Source organism: Shimia sp. (genome assembly GCF_965227725.1).
GTDB lineage: Bacteria > Pseudomonadota > Alphaproteobacteria > Rhodobacterales > Rhodobacteraceae > Shimia.
This window is the reverse complement of the sequence record NZ_CBDDGH010000004.1, coordinates 233,771-252,037: the sequence shown is the minus strand read 5'-3', so window position 1 is coordinate 252,037 and position 18,267 is coordinate 233,771. Positions and strand designations below refer to the sequence as shown.

The following is an 18,267-nucleotide window of genomic DNA, read 5'->3' as shown; positions in this document are numbered from 1 at the left end:
AAAGAAAAAACCGGGGCGCTCAGCACCCCGGTTCGATTCTATCTCTTGTGTGGAAGGCTCAGTTGCCAACCATCTCCGCTTCGCGGCCCGGCTCCGGCATCGGGTCACGCGGTGGGCGTCCGATAACCTCGCGCAGCCCGTCGAGCTCGATAAAATTATCGGCCTGACGACGCAGCTCATCGCTGATCATTGGCGGCTGGCTGCGGATCGTTGACACAACCGATACGCGCACGCCCTGACGCTGCAAGCTTTCCACAAGCGGCCGGAAATCCCCATCTCCCGAAAACAGCACAATGTGGTCGACATGCGGCGCGAGCTCCATAGCATTCACTGCCAGCTCGATATCCATGTTCCCCTTGACCTTACGGCGGCCCTGAGCATCGGTGTACTCCTTGGCAGCTTTGGTCACCATGGTGAAGCCGTTGTAATGCAGCCAATCAACCAGAGGTCGAATTGGCGAATACTCGTCATTTTCCAATAGCGCGGTGTAGTAAAACGCACGCAACAGCTTACCACGGCGCATAAATTCCTGCCGCAGAAGCTTGTAGTCGATATCGAAACCGAGCGACTTGGCGGCCGCGTACAGATTCGAACCGTCTATGAACAGCGCAAGCCGTTCGTCTTTGTAAAACATCAAAATGTCCTTTCTGGCTCTGTCGCGCTTGGCATGTCCCGTGAGTGAAATTATTTGGATAGGCGCGACAGCGTTGTTTAAAATATAGGTATCTTTCCGGGCCTTCAAGCGCTCGCGACATATCGCCCATAACTCGCGTAATTCGGAGCTACTTAAGTGAGCAGATACGGCCTCTTAGCCCTCGGCGGCAACTTGCCTTCTAAATTCGGGACTCCCAAAGAAACAATAGTTCATTGTATCAAGGTATTGAGTGGTAATTCCATCCATATTCGCGCAATCAGCCGATTCTATCAAACCCCTTGTTTTCCGGCGGGGGCTGGGCCTGATTTTGTGAATGCTGCAGTTGCCATTCACACGGAATTGAACCCGCGCGATCTTCTAGTGTGTTTGCATGACATCGAAGCGGAGTTTGGCCGCGAGCGTCTCACACGCTGGGGCACACGTCCACTGGACATTGATCTTATTGCGCTGGACGATCTGGTGCTGCCGGACTCCGATGTGCAGACCCGCTGGCGGCAGCTGGATCTGCAGACACAGGCCACCAAAGCGCCCGAGGAACTGATTCTCCCGCATCCGCGCCTGCAGGATCGCGCCTTCGTTCTGGCCCCGCTTCTGGACGTCGCTCCGCACTGGCGGCACCCGCTTATTGGCCTCACGGTGGCAGAAATGTTTGCCCAATTGCCCGAAACCGAGCGCAATGAGCCGGAGCCTCTGTGAATCTTGCTTGTCAAGGGGTACAATCCCGCTTACATACACGACTTCCGACCCGATCCATAAAGAATGGAGTGCCTGATGGCCCGCGTGACCGTTGAAGACTGCGTAGACAAAGTTCAGAACCGCTTTGAGCTGGTGATGCTCGCGTCGCACCGTGCCCGTGAAATTTCGGCTGGCGCCGCAATCACACTGGATCGTGACAACGACAAAAACCCAGTCGTGGCCCTGCGCGAGATCGCGGAAGAGACCCAGACCGCTGACGAGCTGCGTGAGCGTCTGATCGAATCCAACCAGAGCCAGATCGAAGTGGACGAACCAGAAGAAGACCGCATGGCGCTTCTGATGGGTGCCGAAGCCGATACTCCGGCGGAGGACGATATGTCCGAAGAAAAACTCCTGCGCGCCCTTATGGAAGCGCAAGGCCAGGGCTAAGCCCCAGCAACTACGGTAGGCGCTAATGATTCCTGCTGACGAACTTGTCGACCACATTCGCGCCTACAACCCTAAGACCAACGATGATCTTATTCGCGCGGCCTATGAGTTTGGCCGCGAGATGCACGATGGTCAGTTCCGCCATTCCGGCGAACCCTATTTTACCCACCCCATCGAAGTCGCCTGCATCTTGGCAGAGCAGCATTTGGATGATGCTTCCATCATCACGGCGTTGCTGCATGACACGATCGAAGACACCAAAGCCTCTTATGAGCTGGTGGCAGAGCGCTTTGGCGAAGAGGTGGCCGGTCTGGTGGATGGTGTCACCAAGCTGACCAATCTGCAGCTGTCTTCTTCAGAGACCAAACAGGCCGAAAACTTCCGCAAGCTCTTCATGGCAATGTCCAAGGACCTGCGGGTGATCTTGGTTAAGCTGGCCGACCGTCTGCACAACATGCGCACGATCAAGGCCATGCGCCCTGAAAAGCAGGCCGTGAAGGCGCGCGAAACCATGGACATCTATGCGCCTCTTGCCGGCCGCATGGGGATGCAGTGGATGCGCGACGAGCTGGAAGATCTGGCTTTCAAGGTGCTCAATTCCGATGGCCGCGCCTCGATCATGCGCCGGTTTGTGACGCTGCAGAAAGAAACCGGCGACGTCATCGAGAAAACCACCGCCGACATGCGTCAGGAGCTGGCCGCCGTCAATGTGACCGGCGAGGTCTTTGGCCGGGCCAAGAAACCCTATTCAATCTGGCGCAAGATGCAGGAAAAGGATCAGGGCTTCTCCCGTCTTTCCGACATCTACGGCTTCCGCATCATCACCGATACCGAAGACAGCTGCTACCGCGCGCTTGGTGTCATCCACCAGCGTTGGCGCGCGGTGCCGGGGCGCTTCAAAGATTATATCAGCCAGCCGAAATCCAACGGTTACCGCTCGATCCACACCACCGTGTCCGGGCGCAACGGCCGTCGGGTTGAGGTGCAGATTCGCACCCGTCAAATGCATGATGTGGCGGAATCCGGTGTGGCGGCACACTGGTCCTACAAAGACGGCGTGCGCGGCGAAAACCCTTTTGCCGTTGATCCGGTGAAGTGGATCTCCGGCCTGACTGAACAGTTTGACGCCGAGGAGGATCACGAAGACTTCCTCGAGGCCGTGAAGCTTGAGATGTACTCCGATCAGGTCTTCTGCTTCACACCCAAAGGCGAAGTGGTGAAGCTGCCCCGTGGCGCCACCCCGGTTGATTTTGCCTACGCGATCCACACCCGGATCGGCCACGCCTGTGTTGGTGCCAAAGTGGATCACCGTCGCGTGCCGCTCTGGACCCGCATCAAAAACGGCCAATCGGTGGAGATCATCACCGCAGAAGGGCAGGTCCCGCAAGCGACCTGGCTCGATATGGCCAAGACCGGCAAAGCCCGGACAGCGATTCGCCGCGCCCTGCGGGAAATGGACCGCGAACGCTTTGTGAAGCTGGGCTCGGAACTAGCGCGTTCCGCCTTTGAGCATGTGGGCAAGAAATCCACCGACAAAGTGCTGGATATGGCCGCCAAACACCTGCGCCTGAAAGAGCGCGATGAGGTGCTGGCGCGCCTTGGTTCTGCTGAGCTGACTGCGCAACAGGTGCTGCAGGCGGTTTACCCCGATCTTGCCCCCTCTGAGGCTGATGAAATTGGCGCGGAACGCGCTGTGATTGGTCTGTCTGCGGATCAGAGCTTTCAGCGTGCGCCCTGCTGTCAGCCACTGCCCGGCGAGCGCATCGTGGGCATCACATACCGCGGTCAGGGCGTGGTCGTGCACAGCATCGACTGCGATTCGCTGTCCAACTACGAAGACCAGCCCGACCGTTGGCTCGATCTGCATTGGCACGCTGGCAAACACAAACCGATCTACGCGGTGCAGCTCTTTGTCACCATTGGCAATGACGCGGGCGTACTGGGGCGTATTTGCACATTGATTGGCGAGAACAACGCCAATATCTCTGACCTCGAGTTCGTTGACCGGAAACCGGATTTTTACCGCCTCCTGATAAGTGTGGACCTCGGCGATGCCGAGCATCTGCACAAGCTGATGCTGGCTTTGGAAGCGGAAACCGACGTGGCCGAGATTGAACGCTACAGAAACCCGGAGAGGGCCCGCTCCGCGCTGGCGCCCTGACGTAACTGAGGACAGACCCGGTGGTATTCAAACGCCGTGATAGAAGACCCTTCCTCCGAGTGCTCGGAGAGTTTTTCTATCCGCGTGGCGGATGGGGGCGTGCCTTTCGCTATGTCAAACACCGCCTGCACCGTCTGCCCGGTTCGCCGGAAACCATCGGGCGCGGCATCTGGGCCGGGGTGTTCACAACCTTCACGCCATTTTACACGATGCACTTTATCGTGGCCGCCATTCTGGCCCGCATCCTGGGCGGCAACATCCTTGCCGCGCTTTTGGCGACCTTCTTTGGCAACCCGCTGACCTATGTGCCCATCGGCGTGGCCTCTCTGCAAACCGGCCACTTCATTTTGGGTACCGAATTTGAGGCCGGTGACAAAAGCTCACTGGGCGGTAAATTTGCCAATGCTGGCGCGGATTTGTGGCACAATCTCTTTGCGCTGTTTACCGATGAGGTGCCGGATTGGACGGGCCTGCGCATCTTCTATGACGAGGTGTTTTACCCCTACATGATCGGCGGGATCATCCCGGGCATCATCGCGGCGACCGTCATGTATTACCTCTCTGTGCCGGTGATCCGTGCCTATCAGAAGCGGCGCTCCGCGAAGTTCGCAGAACGCATCGCCAAGGCGCGAGCGCGCGCCGAAGAGCAGGCTGCCAACGTCCAGTCAGACACGTAAAGCCTGAAAGACCCTATCACATCTTTTGATCAAAAATCGGTTTTCCTCGCGCGGCACCCGGCATAGGGTCGCCACAGACATATTAGCGAGATGAGGACTGAGATCATGCTGCGTCTTGGGGTGAATATCGATCACGTCGCCACCGTGCGCAATGCGCGCGGTTCTGCTTACCCGGATCCGGTCCGTGCAGCTAAGCTGGCCGAAGAGGCGGGGGCAGACGGCATCACCGCGCACCTGCGCGAAGACCGTCGCCATATTGCCGATGCCGACATCGACGCCTTGATGGAGGCGCTTTCGGTGCCGCTCAATTTCGAGATGGCCGCCACCGACGAAATGCAGGCCATCGCCCTGCGTCACAAGCCACATGCGGTTTGCATCGTGCCGGAAAAGCGCGAAGAGCGCACCACAGAGGGCGGGCTTGAGGTCGCGCGTGAGGAAAACAAACTGGCGCATTTCATCGCGCCGCTGCGCGAGGCGGGCTGCCGGGTGTCGATTTTCATCGCCGCTGATCAGGCCCAGATCGAAGCGGCCAACCGGATTGGCGCACAGGTGATTGAGCTGCATACGGGTGCGTATTGTGACTTCCACTACGAAGGCCGTTTTGAAGAGCGCGACGCCGAGCTTGTGCGCCTCACGGAAATGGCACGTTTTGCGCATTCACTGGGGCTTGAGGTCCATGCGGGCCACGGTCTGACCTATGAAACCGTTGGCCCCATTGCCGCGCTGCCGGAACTGATGGAACTCAACATCGGCCATTTCCTGATCGGCGAGTCGATCTTCCGCGGCCTCCAACCCGCCATCGTGGAAATGCGCCGCCTGATGGATGAGGCGCGGGCGTAACGCTCGTGTCTGACTGCAAGGTGACTGTGTCGTGACTTTGAATCTGAAGAAATACGCCCTGCACTATATCCTCACGATGTTTGGTGTCATGGGCGCCGCCATGGCTTTGGCGGCTTTGGATATTGACTTCCCAGATGCAGCCGGAGGGCTGATGCCCTCCATGATCGCGGCAATGCTGGCAGGGGCAAAGCACGCTGAAACCACGATGCAGCCTCTGGCGAAAGGTGAAGCCTGGCGTTTGGCCCTGCCCATGACCCTATGCGCCGCCGCCATCCAGGTGGGGTTTTCGCTAGTTTATCTTTTCGGCTCTGGAATACTGAGCGAAGGCCTGCCAGTCTTGCTTAGGACAATTTCATTGGCGACTTGGAGCCTGCTTGCGCTGTTCGTTCTGGCGGTGGTCTATCTGACAAATCGCATCTTCTTAGGGATGGGCGTGCGCAACGGTCTTAAGGCAGCACAGCGGAAAGCAAGCAAATCATGATCACTCCGGAGTTCATCGCGATTTGGATTGCATGGCTCATGGCCGGTGGCTCTCCGGGGCCGGCCACCATGGGCATCGCAGGCACCGCCATGTCTGCGGGTCGCAGCTCGGCACTGGCCTTTGCACTGGGCATCCTTGCGGGCTCCGCCAGCTGGGGCATCGCGGCGGCGCTGGGGCTGTCAGCGGTGATGCTTGCAAATGTCTGGGTGTTTGAAATCCTGCGCTACGCCGGGGCTGCCTATCTTGGCTGGCTGGCGTTCAAAGCGCTCAAACGCGCTGTGGCTAAAGACACACCCGCCGCCGCTGGCACGCCGTTTTCCGGCAGCGCACGCAGCCTCTTTGCCAAAGGTGCTGCGATCCACATCACCAACCCCAAAGCCATCCTCAGCTGGGCCTCCATCTACGCCATCGTCGCCCCCGCTGACGCCACTCCGGCCACGCTGTTTGGCTATTTTGGCCTGCTGTACGTGGGCTCGATCTTGATCTTCATCGGCTATGCCTTCCTGTTTTCCTCAGAGAGAGTCGTGCGGGGCTATCGCCGTGCGGCGCGCTGGTTTGATCTCGCTTTCGCCGGTTTCTTCGGTTTTGCCGGCTACAAAATCCTCACCGCACGTTTGCAGGGCTAAACACCATGATCCTTGGTATCGGCACCGATCTTGCCAACATCGACCGCATTGCGGGCACCATCGACCGTTTTGGCGATCGTTTCAAAAATCGTGTTTTCACCGAGGTGGAGCAGGCCAAGGCCGAGCGCCGCCGCGATACCGTGGGCACCTATGCCAAGCGCTGGGCCGCCAAGGAGGCCTGCTCCAAAGCCTTGGGCACAGGTCTGGCCATGGGCATCAGCTGGAAAGACATGGCGGTCAAAAACATGCGCACGGGTCAGCCCGTGATGGAGGTCACTGGTTGGGCCAAAGAGCGGCTGGCAGAGATGACCCCGCCCGGCCATGAGGCGATCATTCATGTGACATTGACCGATGATCACCCCTGGGCACAGGCCTTTGTGGTGATCGAAGCCCGCCCAATTGCAGCGCCGCAGGGACAGTCTGCTTGACACCTCGCGCCCGCGCCCGCATGTAACCTCAGACCAAAAAACACTGGCAGAACGAGCGGAGAGCATTCCCCATGGCGGAAAAAGCCAAAAGCGAAAGCGGCATTGTCGAGACCATCAAAACGATCTTCTGGGCCTTGCTGATTGCCGGTGTCTTCCGCACCTTGTTCTTTCAGCCCTTCTGGATCCCGTCAGGCTCCATGAAAGACACGCTGCTGATCGGGGATTTCCTCTTCGTCAACAAGATGACCTACGGCTATTCCTACGCCTCCTGCCCGTCGGTGCGCATCCCTGCGGTGGGCGTGAATATCGACGCCGAAGACCTCTGCGGCTGGCTTGGCGGCAACAATGGCCGTCTGCTGGGCGGCGAGCCTGAGCGCGGTGATGTTGTGGTCTTCCGCCATCCGGTGACCGGTTATGACTTCATCAAGCGCCTGATCGGTGTGCCCGGTGACAGGGTGCAGATCAAAAACGGCGTGGTGTATCTCAACGGCGTGCCGGTGAAGCGCAAGGCCGATGGTGTCTTTCGCGAGGAATATGGCCCGCAAGGTCCGCAAGGCCACCGCCCGCGCTGTGAAAACGGCCCCGTCGGCGATGGCGGCATCTGTGCCAAATCGCGCTATATCGAGACCCTGCCAAACGGTGTGAGCTACGCCACGCTCAACATCACCAATCAGCAGTCCGACAACACCGGCATCTATACCGTGCCCGAAGGTCACTACTTCTTTATGGGGGACAACCGCGACAACTCCACCGACAGCCGCGTGCCGCAATCCGCACGTGGGGTGGGCTTTGTGCCCTATGAAAACCTGATCGGCCGCGCCGACCGGGTGATGTTCTCCTCTGCAGGGCGTTCCATGTTTGCCTTCTGGACATGGCGCGGGGATCGTTTCTTCAAAGGGATTGAGTGAGGGTCACGTGAAACTCGCAGCGGAACTCAAGGCACTTGAAGCGCGACTGGGGCACACATTCTCCCGCCCCGATCTTCTGGTGCGCGCGGTCACCCACTCCTCCATGTCCTCACCCACACGGCAGGACAACCAGCGGCTGGAGTTTCTGGGCGATCGGGTGCTGGGCCTTGTTATGTCCGAAGCCCTTCTGGAGCACGATAAATCCGCCGCCGAGGGTCAACTGGCTCCGCGTTTTAACGCACTTGTGCGTAAGGAAACCTGTGCCGATGTGGCGCGCGAGATTGATCTGGGCGCCGCCCTGAAGCTCGGCCGTTCCGAGATGATGTCCGGTGGCCGCCGCAAACAGGCGCTTCTGGGCGACGCCATGGAGGCGGTGATCGCCGCAGTCTATCGCGACGCGGGCTTTGAAGTGGCCAAGGCGCTGATCCTGCGGCTCTGGGGCAACCGGGTGAAATCGGTCGAGGCCGACGCACGCGACCCCAAGACCTCGCTGCAGGAATGGGCACAGGCGCGCAAACTGCCGCCACCACGCTATGAGCTGGTCAAACGCTCCGGCCCCGACCACGCGCCGGTCTTCACTATCGCCGCCAAGCTAGAGAATGGCGCATCGGCTGAGGCGACAGACAACTCCAAGCGCAAAGCAGAACAGGCTGCCGCAAAGGCGCTGCTGGATAAGGTAAGCGGTTAGGCCCGGAGCCAAGGCGCTTGCGCCGCCGGGCCAGCGCCTGACCGCCCGCAAGGGCAGGCGCTTTTGAAGCGTCACGCCTAAATCCAGGTCACAGACATGTCGCAACATAAACTGCCACACACATACGTGGTTTGCGCCCACCCGCGGTCAGGCGCTGCCCTGTTCTTATGCCTCTAGCCCCAGCCCGCAATTTCCGCTACAGACGCCCCTTAACCAGCCACAGCTGACTCACAAAGGCATTCACATGACCACACGCGCCGGATTCGTTGCCCTGATCGGAGAGCCCAACGCGGGCAAATCCACGCTCACCAACCAGATGGTGGGGGCGAAGGTCTCGATCGTGACCCATAAGGTGCAGACCACCCGCGCACGCATCCGGGGTGTGGCGCTGGAAAGCGACAGCCAAATTGTCTTTGTCGACACGCCCGGCCTCTTCCGTCCGCGCCGCCGCCTGGACCGCGCCATGGTCGCCGCCGCTTGGGGCGGGGCTGCGGATGCGGATGTCATCGTGATGATGGTGGAGGCCCATCGCGGCGTCACCAAAGGTGTCGAAGCCATTCTGGAGCAGCTGGAAGAAATCGCCGAAGGGCGCAAAGTGGCACTGGCGATCAACAAGATCGACCGCGTGAAATCCGACGTCCTGCTGGCCCTGACCAAAGACCTCAACGAGCGCTTCACCTTTGTTGAGACCTTCATGATCTCCGCAGAGAAAGGCCACGGCTGCGCCGATCTGCGCAAATGGCTGGCCGCAGAGCTGCCTGAAGGCCCTTGGCTCTATCCCGAAGATCAGATTGCCGATCTGCCCATGCGCATGATCGCCGCTGAAATCACCCGTGAAAAGCTCACCCTGCGTCTGCATCAGGAGCTGCCTTATCAGATGACGGTGGAAACCGAGAACTGGGAAGAGCGCAAAGACGGCTCCGCGCGCGTAGATCAGATGATCTATGTGATGCGTGACGGGCACAAAGGCATCGTTCTGGGCAACAAGGGTGAGACCATCAAGGCGGTTTCCAAAGCCGCTCGCGAAGAGCTTGAGGAGTTTATGGGCCGCCGTATCCACCTGTTCCTGCAGGTGAAAGTGCGCCCGAACTGGCTTGAGGAAAAAGAGCGCTATTCCGAAATGGGCCTTGATTTCAAAGACGGCAACGCCTGAAGGAGCGCCCATGCGCCTGACCGCTGACTTCTGGGTGCACGCCTATATTGCGCGGCTCCGGCTGGCGGACATCCCGGCCTTTGTTGTGGCGCATGGCGATGACACCGCAGGGGCGGTTCTGGTCAAACTCAACACGCTGGATGGCAAAGCCACGGTGTTTCAGCGCAGCTTTGATCTCATGAGCGGGGAGCGCAAATGGGTTGTGCTGTCTGAGGGTGATGAGGCTGAGGTGGATGCGGCGCTGGCCCGTCAGCGCAGCTTTGATCCGGACGCCTGGGTGATTGAGGTGGAGGACCGTCAGGGGCGTCACCTGCTTGATGAGCCGGGTTTGTCGGATTGAACAGGACAGGGGCTTCGCCCCGCTCACAGCAAAGCTGTGATCTCCCCAGAGTATTTTTGGCAGAATGAAGCTGGAATGGGCTTTCCTTTTGGCCCACTGCGCGGTTTTCTGAGCCAAAGGATAGGGCGATGGACTGGCGCGATCAGGGCTTTGTGCTCAGCACAAGAAAACACGGAGAAACCTCGGTCATTCTGGAGGCCTTCACCGAGACACAGGGCCGCCATGCAGGCATCGTGCGCGGTGGAATCAGCCGCAAGATGACCCCCATCCTGCAACCCGGCGGGCAGGTCGATCTCGCATGGCGCGCGCGTCTGTCAGATCATATTGGCACCTATTCGGTAGAGCCGCTGCGCTCCCGTGCTGCTGTGCTGAGTGATCGATTTTCGCTGGCCGGGCTGAATGCGGTGACGGCGCTTTTGTCCTTCTGCCTGCCAGATCGCGAACCGCACCCGGCGCTCTATCATCAAAGCGTGCAGCTTCTGGATTTGCTGGGGCAGCACGAGCTCTGGCCGCTGGCCTATCTGCGCTGGGAAATGGCGCTGCTGACGGAGCTCGGCTACGGGCTTGATCTGACCTCCTGTGCGGTCACAGGCAGCTCTGACGCGCTAATCTATGTTTCGCCCAAATCAGGGCGCGCGGTCTCCGCCAAAGGCGCTGGAGAGTGGGCAGACCGGCTGCTGCCCTTGCCCCCTGTCCTGCGCGGGGAGGGCAGCGCACCGGATGAAGAGGTGCTGGCTGCTCTGGCGACCACGGGCTACTTCTTGTCAGAAAAGCTCGCCCCCGATCTGGGGCACAAGCCGCTGCCCGATGCGCGCGCGCGCTTTATTGATCGGTTTGCACGTCAGCTGTCAGCCCGCTGAACACCATCTCCCGCCCGGCATCATTGCCCAGCACCAGTGTGGGGCCAGAGACCTCCACAAGGCTCATCGCCTGCAGCGCGGTCAGATAGGCCTCTTCGCGGTCGATGTCCGGACAGTAGATCTGCTCCACCACATCCACCTTGATGTTGATCCACGGGTAGGGGGCGTCCTGCGTTGCCAGAAAGCTGTTGCAGGGCCCTTGCCCCATCACCCGGCCGTTTTCTTCCAGCATGAGGCCGGCTTCATAATCGACAGCCACGCCGTCGATCTCCTGCAGCCGCCAAGTGTAGTCGGCGCCACCATATTGTGTCACCGTCTCAGACGCCGCGCAGGCGGCCACGCCCAAACCCGCTGCCAAAACCCAAGCAATCCGCCGCATCATTCCGCCTCGTGCAATGCCAAAATCAAATCAACCAATGTGCCCAGAGCCGGGCCATTCTGCACACCATCATGCGCAGACAGGGTCTCCATGCCAAGGAAGGCGCCATAGAGCAAGCGGGTCAGTTCCGGATTGGTGAGGCCAATCTCCGACAGCAGGGTCTTGATGTGGCCCATGCGCGCCTCATCAACCGCCGTGATCTGAGCGGCCACATCCGCATTGTCCCGCGCCCAGGCCCGCATCGCTGGCCCAAGCCGCGTGGCCTCGCTGTCTGTCTCTTGCTCGGCAATCTGCGCCAGATCACGCAGCTTCTGTACAGCCGTACCGGTGTCGTCGCGTTGCGCCGTGATCACCGCTTCGGCGTCGTCTGCCCAGGCCGCCAGCAATGCGGCGTGAAATCCCGGGACATCATCAAAGTGCCAGTAGAAGGAACCTTTGGTTGTGCCAAGCCGCCGCGCCAGTGGCTCGGCCTTCAAGGCGGCTGGTCCGGCCTCGGTGAGCGCTTCAAATCCCGCCTGCAGCCAATCCTGCTGTGAAAGTCGCTTTGTCATGATGGAAGCGTAGGAGCGTAAATGCTGCACTGCAACAGACGCAATGGGAGTGTGACCAAATGTTGCGCCATTTCACGCAACAAAGTGCGGTGTGTTAATTGCTGCACCTGCGAAAAGATCACCGAAATCGGCACCTCCGCGATACAGACGCAATACTGACGCGATACCGAACACGCGATTTTTGTGGATTTTGCGAATCAGCGACTTTGTTAACGGGCACAAAAAAAGCGCGGCTCCGAGGGAGAGCCGCGCCGGGTCTGCTGTCCAACTGAGAGCGGGTGTCAGCTCAGCAAACGTCTTGCAATCACTTGCGCCTGAATCTCAGCCGCACCTTCAAAGATGTTGAGAATACGCGCATCACACAGGATGCGGCTCACGGTGTATTCCAGCGCAAAGCCGTTACCGCCATGAATTTGCAGCGCATTATCCGCCGCCGCCCAGGCCACACGTGCGCCCAGCAGCTTCGCCATGCCCGCTTCAAGGTCACAGCGGTGGCCGTGGTCTTTTTCCCAAGCAGAGAAATAGGTTAGCTGGCGGGCAATCATGATCTCCACCGCCATCATCGCGAGCTTGCCTGCCACACGTGGGAAGGCGATCAGCGATTTGCCAAACTGCTTGCGGTCAATCGCATATTGCATGCCCACGTCGAGCGCGGCTTGTGCCACACCCACTGCGCGGGCCGCAGTCTGAATGCGTGCCGACTCGAAGGTTTCCATCAACTGTTTGAAACCTTTGCCTTCTTCGCCACCCAGAAGGTTCTCGCCTTTGACTTTGAAACCATCAAAGCCCAGCTCGTATTCCTTCATGCCACGATAGCCCAGCACCTCGATTTCACCGCCGGTCATGCCTTCAGTCGGGAAGGGGTTCTCATCGGTGCCAGGGGTCTTTTCCGCCAGGAACATGGAGAGGCCGCGGTGGTCGGTGCTGTCAGGATTTGTGCGTGCCAGCAGGGTCATCACATGGGTCCGCGCCGCATGGGTGATCCAGGTTTTGTTGCCGGTCACTTCCCAGTTGCCATCCTCGGTTTTCACCGCGCGGGTGCGCAGGGAGCCGAGGTCAGACCCGGTGTTCGGCTCTGTAAACACAGCGGTTGGCAGGATCTCTGCGCTCGCCAGTTTCGGCAGCCAGTTCTGTTTCTGCTCTTCGGTGCCGCCGCACAGGATCAGCTCAGCGGCGATCTCGGAACGTGTGCCCAGCGAGCCGACACCGATGTAGCCGCGAGACAGCTCTTCAGACACCACAACCATGGAAGCTTTGGACAGGCCAAACCCGCCGTATTCTTCCGGGATGGTCAGGCCAAACACACCCATTTCGGCAAGCTCTTCAATGATTTCCATTGGGATGAGCTCGTCTTTGAGGTGCCATTCGTGGGCGTTTGGTTCAACGCGATCCACCGCAAAGCGACGGAATTGTTCGCGGATCATTTCCAGCTCTTCATCAAGACCGGAGGTGCCAACGGTGATGTTTGCCGCCTGCTCCTGCATCAGCTCTACAAGGCGCATACGCGCCGCTTGGCTGTTGCCCTCGGTGCAGAGGGTCATCACATCCGGCGCCATCAGGCCACGCATTTCGTCTTGGGTCAGGCCGAGGTCCTGCAGGCGAATGATCTCGCCCTGGCTCATCGGAATGCCGCCATACACCTGCCAGAGGTATTCGCCAAACGCGATCTGGTGAATGATCTGTTCGATCTCGCCAAACTTGCCGTCTGCATTGAGCTTCTCTGCCCAAGCCTGCATCTGTTTCAGCGATTGCGCGTAAGTCGCGAGCCAGCTCAGGCCATGTGCAGCGGTCTGATTTTCCTCAATCAGCTTGCCGGAAACACGGCCATCTTCGGAGACAGTTTCCTTCACGCGCGCAATGGCGGTTTCCAAAATGGCTTCAACCGGGGCCACAGCCGCGCCGGTCAATTTCAGAAGATCGGGAAGAATCACCGGAGTCGCCATCGTCAAATCCTGTCCATCATGGGCCATGTTGCAATATCCTCTGTTTCTGCAGTGTGCATATTTCTTTTGCAGGTGCAGCGCAACAAAAATGCCAGAAGACGTTGCGTTTTGATCGTTTGTTTCGCGTCAAGTCTTTGCCCGACAGGATGTCAGGCACTATAGGAAGATATGGATTTCGACATTCTAACCCTACCGCCCGTTGCCTGGCTACTTTGCGCGGGAATCGCTGTTTTGGCGGGAGTTATCAAAGGGATGGTCGGGTTCGCCATGCCCATGGTCCTGATCTCGGGGCTAAGCTCTTTTCTGGCTCCGGAGCTGGCTTTGGCCGGTCTGATCCTGCCCACATTGGCCACAAACGGCATGCAGGCGTTGCGTCAGGGGCGTGCGGCAGCTTGGCAATCCGTTAAGCGTTTCCGGCGATTTTTGATCGCGGGTGGCGCTGTCATGGTGATCAGCGCGCAGTTTGTCCGCATTCTTCCCGGGGACGTTTTGCTGTTGGTGATCGGTGTGCCGGTGTTTTTGTTTTCTCTGCTGCAACTGATGGGGCGTTCCATCACCATCGCAAAGCCAACGGCACGTGGCGAGATGGTTGTCGGTGGCGTTGCGGGAGCAATTGGCGGCATCTCAGGCGTTTGGGGGCCGCCCACGGTGGCCTATCTTACCGCACTTGGCACCGAGAAATCCGAGCAGATGCGCATTCAGGGGGTGATCTACGGGTTGGGCTCTGTTGTGCTGCTCTTTGCCCATATCGGCTCAGGCGTGCTGACCACCAAAACCGCGCCTCTGTCGCTCGCACTGGTTTTGCCTGCCATTTTGGGCATGTGGTTTGGAGGGCGTATCTCTGATCGCATCGATCAGCGCCGCTTCCGACAGGCCACACTTTTCGTTTTGCTGATCGCCTCGCTCAACCTGATGCGGCGCGCAGTGCTCGGTTGAGCGCAGGCGGTTTAAGCGTTTACCTGATCATACCAGGCAAGAAGATCGTCGATGTTGGGCTCCACTTGCGTGGCCATGCCCTCGGCAAACTCTTCAAACACTCCGGCATTCAGCGGATTGGTGCCCGCGATCACCGTTGCGCCATTCTCCAACGCTTCAGCCAGCAGATCCCGGAAGCCCTTTCCTTCGGCTTCCTGCTTGCCAAATTTGTTCAGGAGGAACACGTCGTAAGGCTCTTCCATGGATTGCGACACAGCGGTGATAGCCGTGGCCATGGCGTCCGGATCAAGACGGCAGCCTTTGGCTTCTTTGCCTAGGTCTTGAGAGATACGGATGATCGGCCCGCTCGGCAGTACCTGAACGTCCATGTCACAACGCTGATCGGTCTCACAGCCCGTGTTGGTCTGCACAATACCACGTGCGGTCAACCCGCGATCGTTCAGCCGATCTGCCAGTTCCGCCAGCAACAAATCCAGTTTCCCGCGCCCATGCGCCATCGTGTATGCAATTTTCATCATGGGCTAATTTTAGGTTTCAGAAGCCGAATTACAACTGAGGCATATTGCCTTTGCTCAGTCGAGCGAGCGCGGCAACAGCCGGCTGATCAGGGAAACGAGAAACGCGGTGGAAATGCCAAAGCACAGAATGCCCGTTACGCCGCCAAAGGCCCCAAAGACGCGAAACTGAATGGGCAGCACAACGTCGCCATAGCCGACGGTGGTATATGTCACCAGCGAGAAGTAGAGCGCATCATAAAGGTAATCAAACGCGCCCATATAGATCAGCACGTAAGCCCAGAGCCAAACCTGAATGGTGTGAGACCCGACAATCATGGCGAAGGCCGCGCCGGTCACCACCGCTGTTCGGATGAACCTTGATCTCTGCGTCACCCATTTTCCAATTTTTTCAAGCGCTTCGATCATCAGAGACAAAAAGCCGACATGAATGATCGCGCAGGCGCTGAGCACCACGGTGCCCCACAACAACTGTTGCGGCTGACTCATTGGAAACAGATCGGCGATGAGAGGATCCTATCGTTGATTGGAAATCAAAGTATCACGTTTCAAAGCGCGCGCTTACATCGTTTCGACACAGTGACGCCGGAAGGCCCGTTTGAGCATGTCGAGCTCCGCCCGCAGCAAATCGATTTCAGCCCGCAGATCGTCAGCAAGCGCCTCACCTGCAACAAAGCTCAGGGTCTCAAGGTGATCTCCACTCAGCTGATCTGTGATCAGCAGGGTTTGCACGCCATCTGACAGGCTTTCCTTAGGCAGCGGAAAGCGGAGCCGCCAGCTGTCTTGAGTGTCGGTGGCGTCAATCTGCACCCCGTTGACCGGATCGCCAAGGTAGGTGACGTCAACCTTTGGAACCGGTCCCTGACCGCTCTCATATTTCAGGACACCTTCCCAAACACCTTCGAAAAGGCGGGTCTTGGTCAGTGTTAACTCACTCATATCTCGATCCTTTTCACAGCAGGCTTAGAATTCAGCGCGGGGGCGGCGGGCAAATGTCACATCCCTGAGGACCACTTGGTTCATCTCAGGGCCTTCGAAAATCAGGTCGATCCACATCTTTTCCACCCGCTTTTCGTTCAGGTTGGAGTAGGCAAGATCAAACTCAACCCGAATGTCCTCGTCATGCAGAGGCAGCTCCCGCACAATTTGCTCGGTGTTTGGTCCGTGTCGGATGTTGAGACGGGCAAAGATCTCGAGCGGCTTTTCCATTTCCACAATGGTATCGAGTCGTAGAACATGCTCCCGGCGCAGCCCGGCCACCGACTCCGGTGGCAGGTCGATCACCAGCGAGAGAAACGAGCCGTCAAAGCGGAACACATCCATGCGCAGACCAAACGGCGCCAGATCCTTCTCGCGATGATTGCGCAATTGGCGAAGCGTCAGTTCCGAGATGCGGCAATCATGAAACAGCGTAACCTCGTCGCCGAGTTTTTCTTTGTTTTGAACGCCAGCCAGGCCCTTCGTGGGATTGGGTTCCCGCCAAAGGGCAGGACGCCAGGACCAATCGGTCCCGTGGGGTTTGGGGAACGCGTTGGAGCCGATGATGGGCAAAGCCAGCCGGCTCTCGGAAATCGCAATCACCATGTCGAGATGATGGCGCAAAGTCCGCGCGCGCCGCCGCTGACGGCGCAGGCGGGTCAAGTCTTCAAGTGCTGCTTTGCTTGCCACACGCGCCCAATAGCGAGCCAGGCCAGCTTGAAAAAACTGCTGAAGAACGCGCTTGCTACGTGCCATATCGATTAGTGAGTCCCGCTCAATTGTTTCTGACTGCGAAACGATGCGCAGCTCGATTTTCTATTATCTACCCAATTGATTGAGATGAGACAAACGCCCATTCATCAATTGAGGCACACAAATTCACATTTGCTGACAAAGTGTTGCCCCGCCGCCAGCGCGCCCTGGCAGCAGGAAACGCCAATCACAGCAGGCTGGTTTCGACCGTTCCCACAGGAGAGAGCACGCCATAGATTGCAATTCCTGACGTGGCGTCTTATTTCGGTGCCTGATTGGAAGCCAGAGGACCCTGATCACATGAACTGGATCACAAACTATGTCCGCCCGCGGATCAACTCGATCTTTTCGCGCCGTGAGGTGCCGGACAACCTTTGGACCAAGTGCGACGAATGCGGCACGATGCTGTTTCACCGCGAGCTTAAGGGCAATCAGAACGTTTGCACCCAGTGCGGCCACCACATGGCGATCACAGCCCGCGACCGTTTTGAGGCGCTTTTTGACGGTGGTGTCTTTGTTGAGGTCGAGGTGCCTGAACCGCTGGCCGACCCTCTGCAGTTCCGCGATCAGAAGAAATATCCGGAACGCATGAAGGCCGCGCAGAAGAAGACCGGCGAGAAAGAAGCGATGCTGGTGGCAGAAGGCGAAATCGGGCGCACACCGATTGTTGCCGCGTGTCAGGACTTCTCTTTCATGGGCGGCTCCATGGGCATGTATGTGGGCAATGCAATCATCGCCGCTGCCGAACGTGCGGTTGCCATGAAACGCCCGCTGGTGCTGTTCTCCGCCGCCGGTGGCGCGCGTATGCAGGAAGGTATCCTGTCGCTGATGCAGATGCCCCGCACGACGGTTGCTGTGCAGATGCTGAAAGAAGCCGGTCTGCCTTACATCGTGGTTTTGACCCACCCGACCACAGGTGGCGTGACGGCATCTTACGCGATGTTGGGCGATGTGCAGATATCCGAGCCAAACGCATTGATTTGTTTTGCGGGGCCACGGGTCATTCAGCAAACCATCGGCGAACAGCTTCCCGAGGGCTTCCAGCGCGCGGAGTATCTTCTGGATCACGGTATGCTGGATCGTGTCACCAAACGCACCGAAATGAAGGACGAACTGGTGACGATCATCCGCATGCTGATGGACATGCCTCCGGCCGTCAAAGGAGACCTGCCGGCGCCAACTCAGGAAGAGTTGGACGAAGCCAAAGAGGACACTGCGCAGGACGCGTAAGTTTTCAGAATTTTATTGAGCTGCGGGCTTTCGGTTTGTT

Annotated in this window: 23 protein-coding genes; 15 read left to right on the top strand and 8 right to left on the bottom strand. The window is 58.6% G+C overall.

The genetic code is table 11. From position 1 onward, the window contains the following. Positions 1-58: 58 nt before the first annotated feature. Positions 59-634: an NYN domain-containing protein gene (locus tag ACO07T_RS09060; RefSeq protein ID WP_209059248.1), complete on the bottom strand. Its 576-nt coding sequence runs from the start codon at positions 632-634 to the stop codon at positions 59-61. Positions 635-790: 156 nt separating this feature from the next. Here ACO07T_RS09060 and folK point away from each other — a divergent pair, with 156 nt between their 5' ends. The 13 genes from folK (at position 791) to recO (ending at position 10,942) form a co-directional block, all read left to right on the top strand. Further along, entirely contained in the window at positions 791-1,351 is a 561-nt protein-coding gene (gene folK, locus ACO07T_RS09055; protein WP_422049125.1) for a 2-amino-4-hydroxy-6-hydroxymethyldihydropteridine diphosphokinase, read from the top strand. Between the two features lie 75 nt (positions 1,352-1,426). Further along, a complete protein-coding gene (rpoZ, locus tag ACO07T_RS09050) occupies positions 1,427-1,780 on the top strand; it encodes a DNA-directed RNA polymerase subunit omega (protein WP_209059254.1) in 354 nt (117 codons plus the stop codon). Positions 1,781-1,805: 25 nt separating this feature from the next. After that, entirely contained in the window at positions 1,806-3,941 is a 2,136-nt protein-coding gene (locus ACO07T_RS09045) for a RelA/SpoT family protein (RefSeq protein ID WP_422049124.1), read from the top strand. 20 nt (positions 3,942-3,961) lie between these two features. Further along, positions 3,962-4,618, top strand: coding sequence for a DUF2062 domain-containing protein (locus ACO07T_RS09040; RefSeq protein ID WP_209085686.1), 657 nt, complete (start codon positions 3,962-3,964; stop codon positions 4,616-4,618). 105 nt (positions 4,619-4,723) lie between these two features. Continuing rightward, entirely contained in the window at positions 4,724-5,458 is a 735-nt protein-coding gene (locus ACO07T_RS09035; RefSeq protein WP_422049123.1) for a pyridoxine 5'-phosphate synthase, read from the top strand. Positions 5,459-5,489: 31 nt separating this feature from the next. Further along, a complete protein-coding gene (locus ACO07T_RS09030; protein WP_422049122.1) occupies positions 5,490-5,939 on the top strand; it encodes an ABZJ_00895 family protein in 450 nt (149 codons plus the stop codon). Further along, positions 5,936-6,565, top strand: coding sequence for a LysE family translocator (locus tag ACO07T_RS09025; RefSeq protein ID WP_422049121.1), 630 nt, complete (start codon positions 5,936-5,938; stop codon positions 6,563-6,565). The genes ACO07T_RS09030 and ACO07T_RS09025 overlap by 4 nt, the downstream gene beginning before the upstream one ends. A gap of 5 nt (positions 6,566-6,570) precedes the next feature. After that, on the top strand, positions 6,571-6,993 hold the full coding sequence (gene acpS, locus ACO07T_RS09020; protein ID WP_422049120.1) for a holo-ACP synthase: 423 nt from the start codon (positions 6,571-6,573) through the stop codon (positions 6,991-6,993). 71 nt (positions 6,994-7,064) lie between these two features. Continuing rightward, complete coding sequence (gene lepB / locus ACO07T_RS09015) at positions 7,065-7,901, top strand: signal peptidase I (protein WP_209059289.1); 837 nt, start codon at positions 7,065-7,067, stop codon at positions 7,899-7,901. Positions 7,902-7,908: 7 nt separating this feature from the next. Continuing rightward, the gene (gene rnc, locus ACO07T_RS09010; RefSeq protein ID WP_422049119.1) at positions 7,909-8,589 is read left to right on the top strand and encodes a ribonuclease III; all 681 of its coding nucleotides are present in this window, start codon (positions 7,909-7,911) and stop codon (positions 8,587-8,589) included. A gap of 244 nt (positions 8,590-8,833) precedes the next feature. Beyond that, positions 8,834-9,742, top strand: coding sequence for a GTPase Era (gene era, locus ACO07T_RS09005; protein WP_422049118.1), 909 nt, complete (start codon positions 8,834-8,836; stop codon positions 9,740-9,742). A 10-nt stretch (positions 9,743-9,752) separates the two neighbouring features. Next, positions 9,753-10,082, top strand: a complete 330-nt coding sequence (locus ACO07T_RS09000) for a DUF1491 family protein (protein ID WP_209077062.1) — start codon at positions 9,753-9,755, stop codon at positions 10,080-10,082. A 128-nt stretch (positions 10,083-10,210) separates the two neighbouring features. Then, positions 10,211-10,942 (top strand): DNA repair protein RecO, encoded by a 732-nt coding sequence (gene recO / locus ACO07T_RS08995; protein ID WP_422049117.1) that lies wholly within the window; start codon positions 10,211-10,213, stop codon positions 10,940-10,942. Here the strand turns inward: recO and ACO07T_RS08990 are convergent. The 3 genes from ACO07T_RS08990 to ACO07T_RS08980 form a co-directional block, all read right to left on the bottom strand. After that, positions 10,905-11,324 (bottom strand): META domain-containing protein, encoded by a 420-nt coding sequence (locus ACO07T_RS08990; RefSeq protein ID WP_422049116.1) that lies wholly within the window; start codon positions 11,322-11,324, stop codon positions 10,905-10,907. The genes recO and ACO07T_RS08990 overlap by 38 nt on opposite strands. Then, positions 11,321-11,872, bottom strand: a complete 552-nt coding sequence (locus ACO07T_RS08985) for a TetR/AcrR family transcriptional regulator (RefSeq protein ID WP_422049115.1) — start codon at positions 11,870-11,872, stop codon at positions 11,321-11,323. The genes ACO07T_RS08990 and ACO07T_RS08985 overlap by 4 nt, the downstream gene beginning before the upstream one ends. 281 nt (positions 11,873-12,153) lie before the next feature. Then, positions 12,154-13,842, bottom strand: coding sequence for an acyl-CoA dehydrogenase family protein (locus ACO07T_RS08980; protein WP_422049114.1), 1,689 nt, complete (start codon positions 13,840-13,842; stop codon positions 12,154-12,156). Positions 13,843-13,983: 141 nt separating this feature from the next. Here ACO07T_RS08980 and ACO07T_RS08975 point away from each other — a divergent pair, with 141 nt between their 5' ends. Beyond that, entirely contained in the window at positions 13,984-14,751 is a 768-nt protein-coding gene (locus ACO07T_RS08975) for a sulfite exporter TauE/SafE family protein (protein WP_422049113.1), read from the top strand. 11 nt (positions 14,752-14,762) lie between these two features. Here ACO07T_RS08975 and ACO07T_RS08970 read toward each other — a convergent pair whose 3' ends face one another. From ACO07T_RS08970 to ACO07T_RS08955, 4 genes are all read right to left on the bottom strand, one after another. Then, positions 14,763-15,269: a DUF2478 domain-containing protein gene (locus ACO07T_RS08970; protein WP_422049112.1), complete on the bottom strand. Its 507-nt coding sequence runs from the start codon at positions 15,267-15,269 to the stop codon at positions 14,763-14,765. 54 nt (positions 15,270-15,323) lie between these two features. Continuing rightward, on the bottom strand, positions 15,324-15,755 hold the full coding sequence (locus ACO07T_RS08965) for a potassium channel family protein (protein WP_209059349.1): 432 nt from the start codon (positions 15,753-15,755) through the stop codon (positions 15,324-15,326). Between the two features lie 72 nt (positions 15,756-15,827). Beyond that, the gene (locus ACO07T_RS08960) at positions 15,828-16,205 is read right to left on the bottom strand and encodes a hypothetical protein (protein ID WP_422049111.1); all 378 of its coding nucleotides are present in this window, start codon (positions 16,203-16,205) and stop codon (positions 15,828-15,830) included. 24 nt (positions 16,206-16,229) lie between these two features. Then, positions 16,230-17,000, bottom strand: a complete 771-nt coding sequence (locus ACO07T_RS08955; RefSeq protein ID WP_422049110.1) for a DUF6478 family protein — start codon at positions 16,998-17,000, stop codon at positions 16,230-16,232. 297 nt (positions 17,001-17,297) lie between these two features. On the opposite strand from ACO07T_RS08955, the gene accD reads away from it, so the two are divergent. Continuing rightward, positions 17,298-18,227: an acetyl-CoA carboxylase, carboxyltransferase subunit beta gene (accD, locus tag ACO07T_RS08950; protein WP_209059355.1), complete on the top strand. Its 930-nt coding sequence runs from the start codon at positions 17,298-17,300 to the stop codon at positions 18,225-18,227. Positions 18,228-18,267 lie beyond the last annotated feature (40 nt).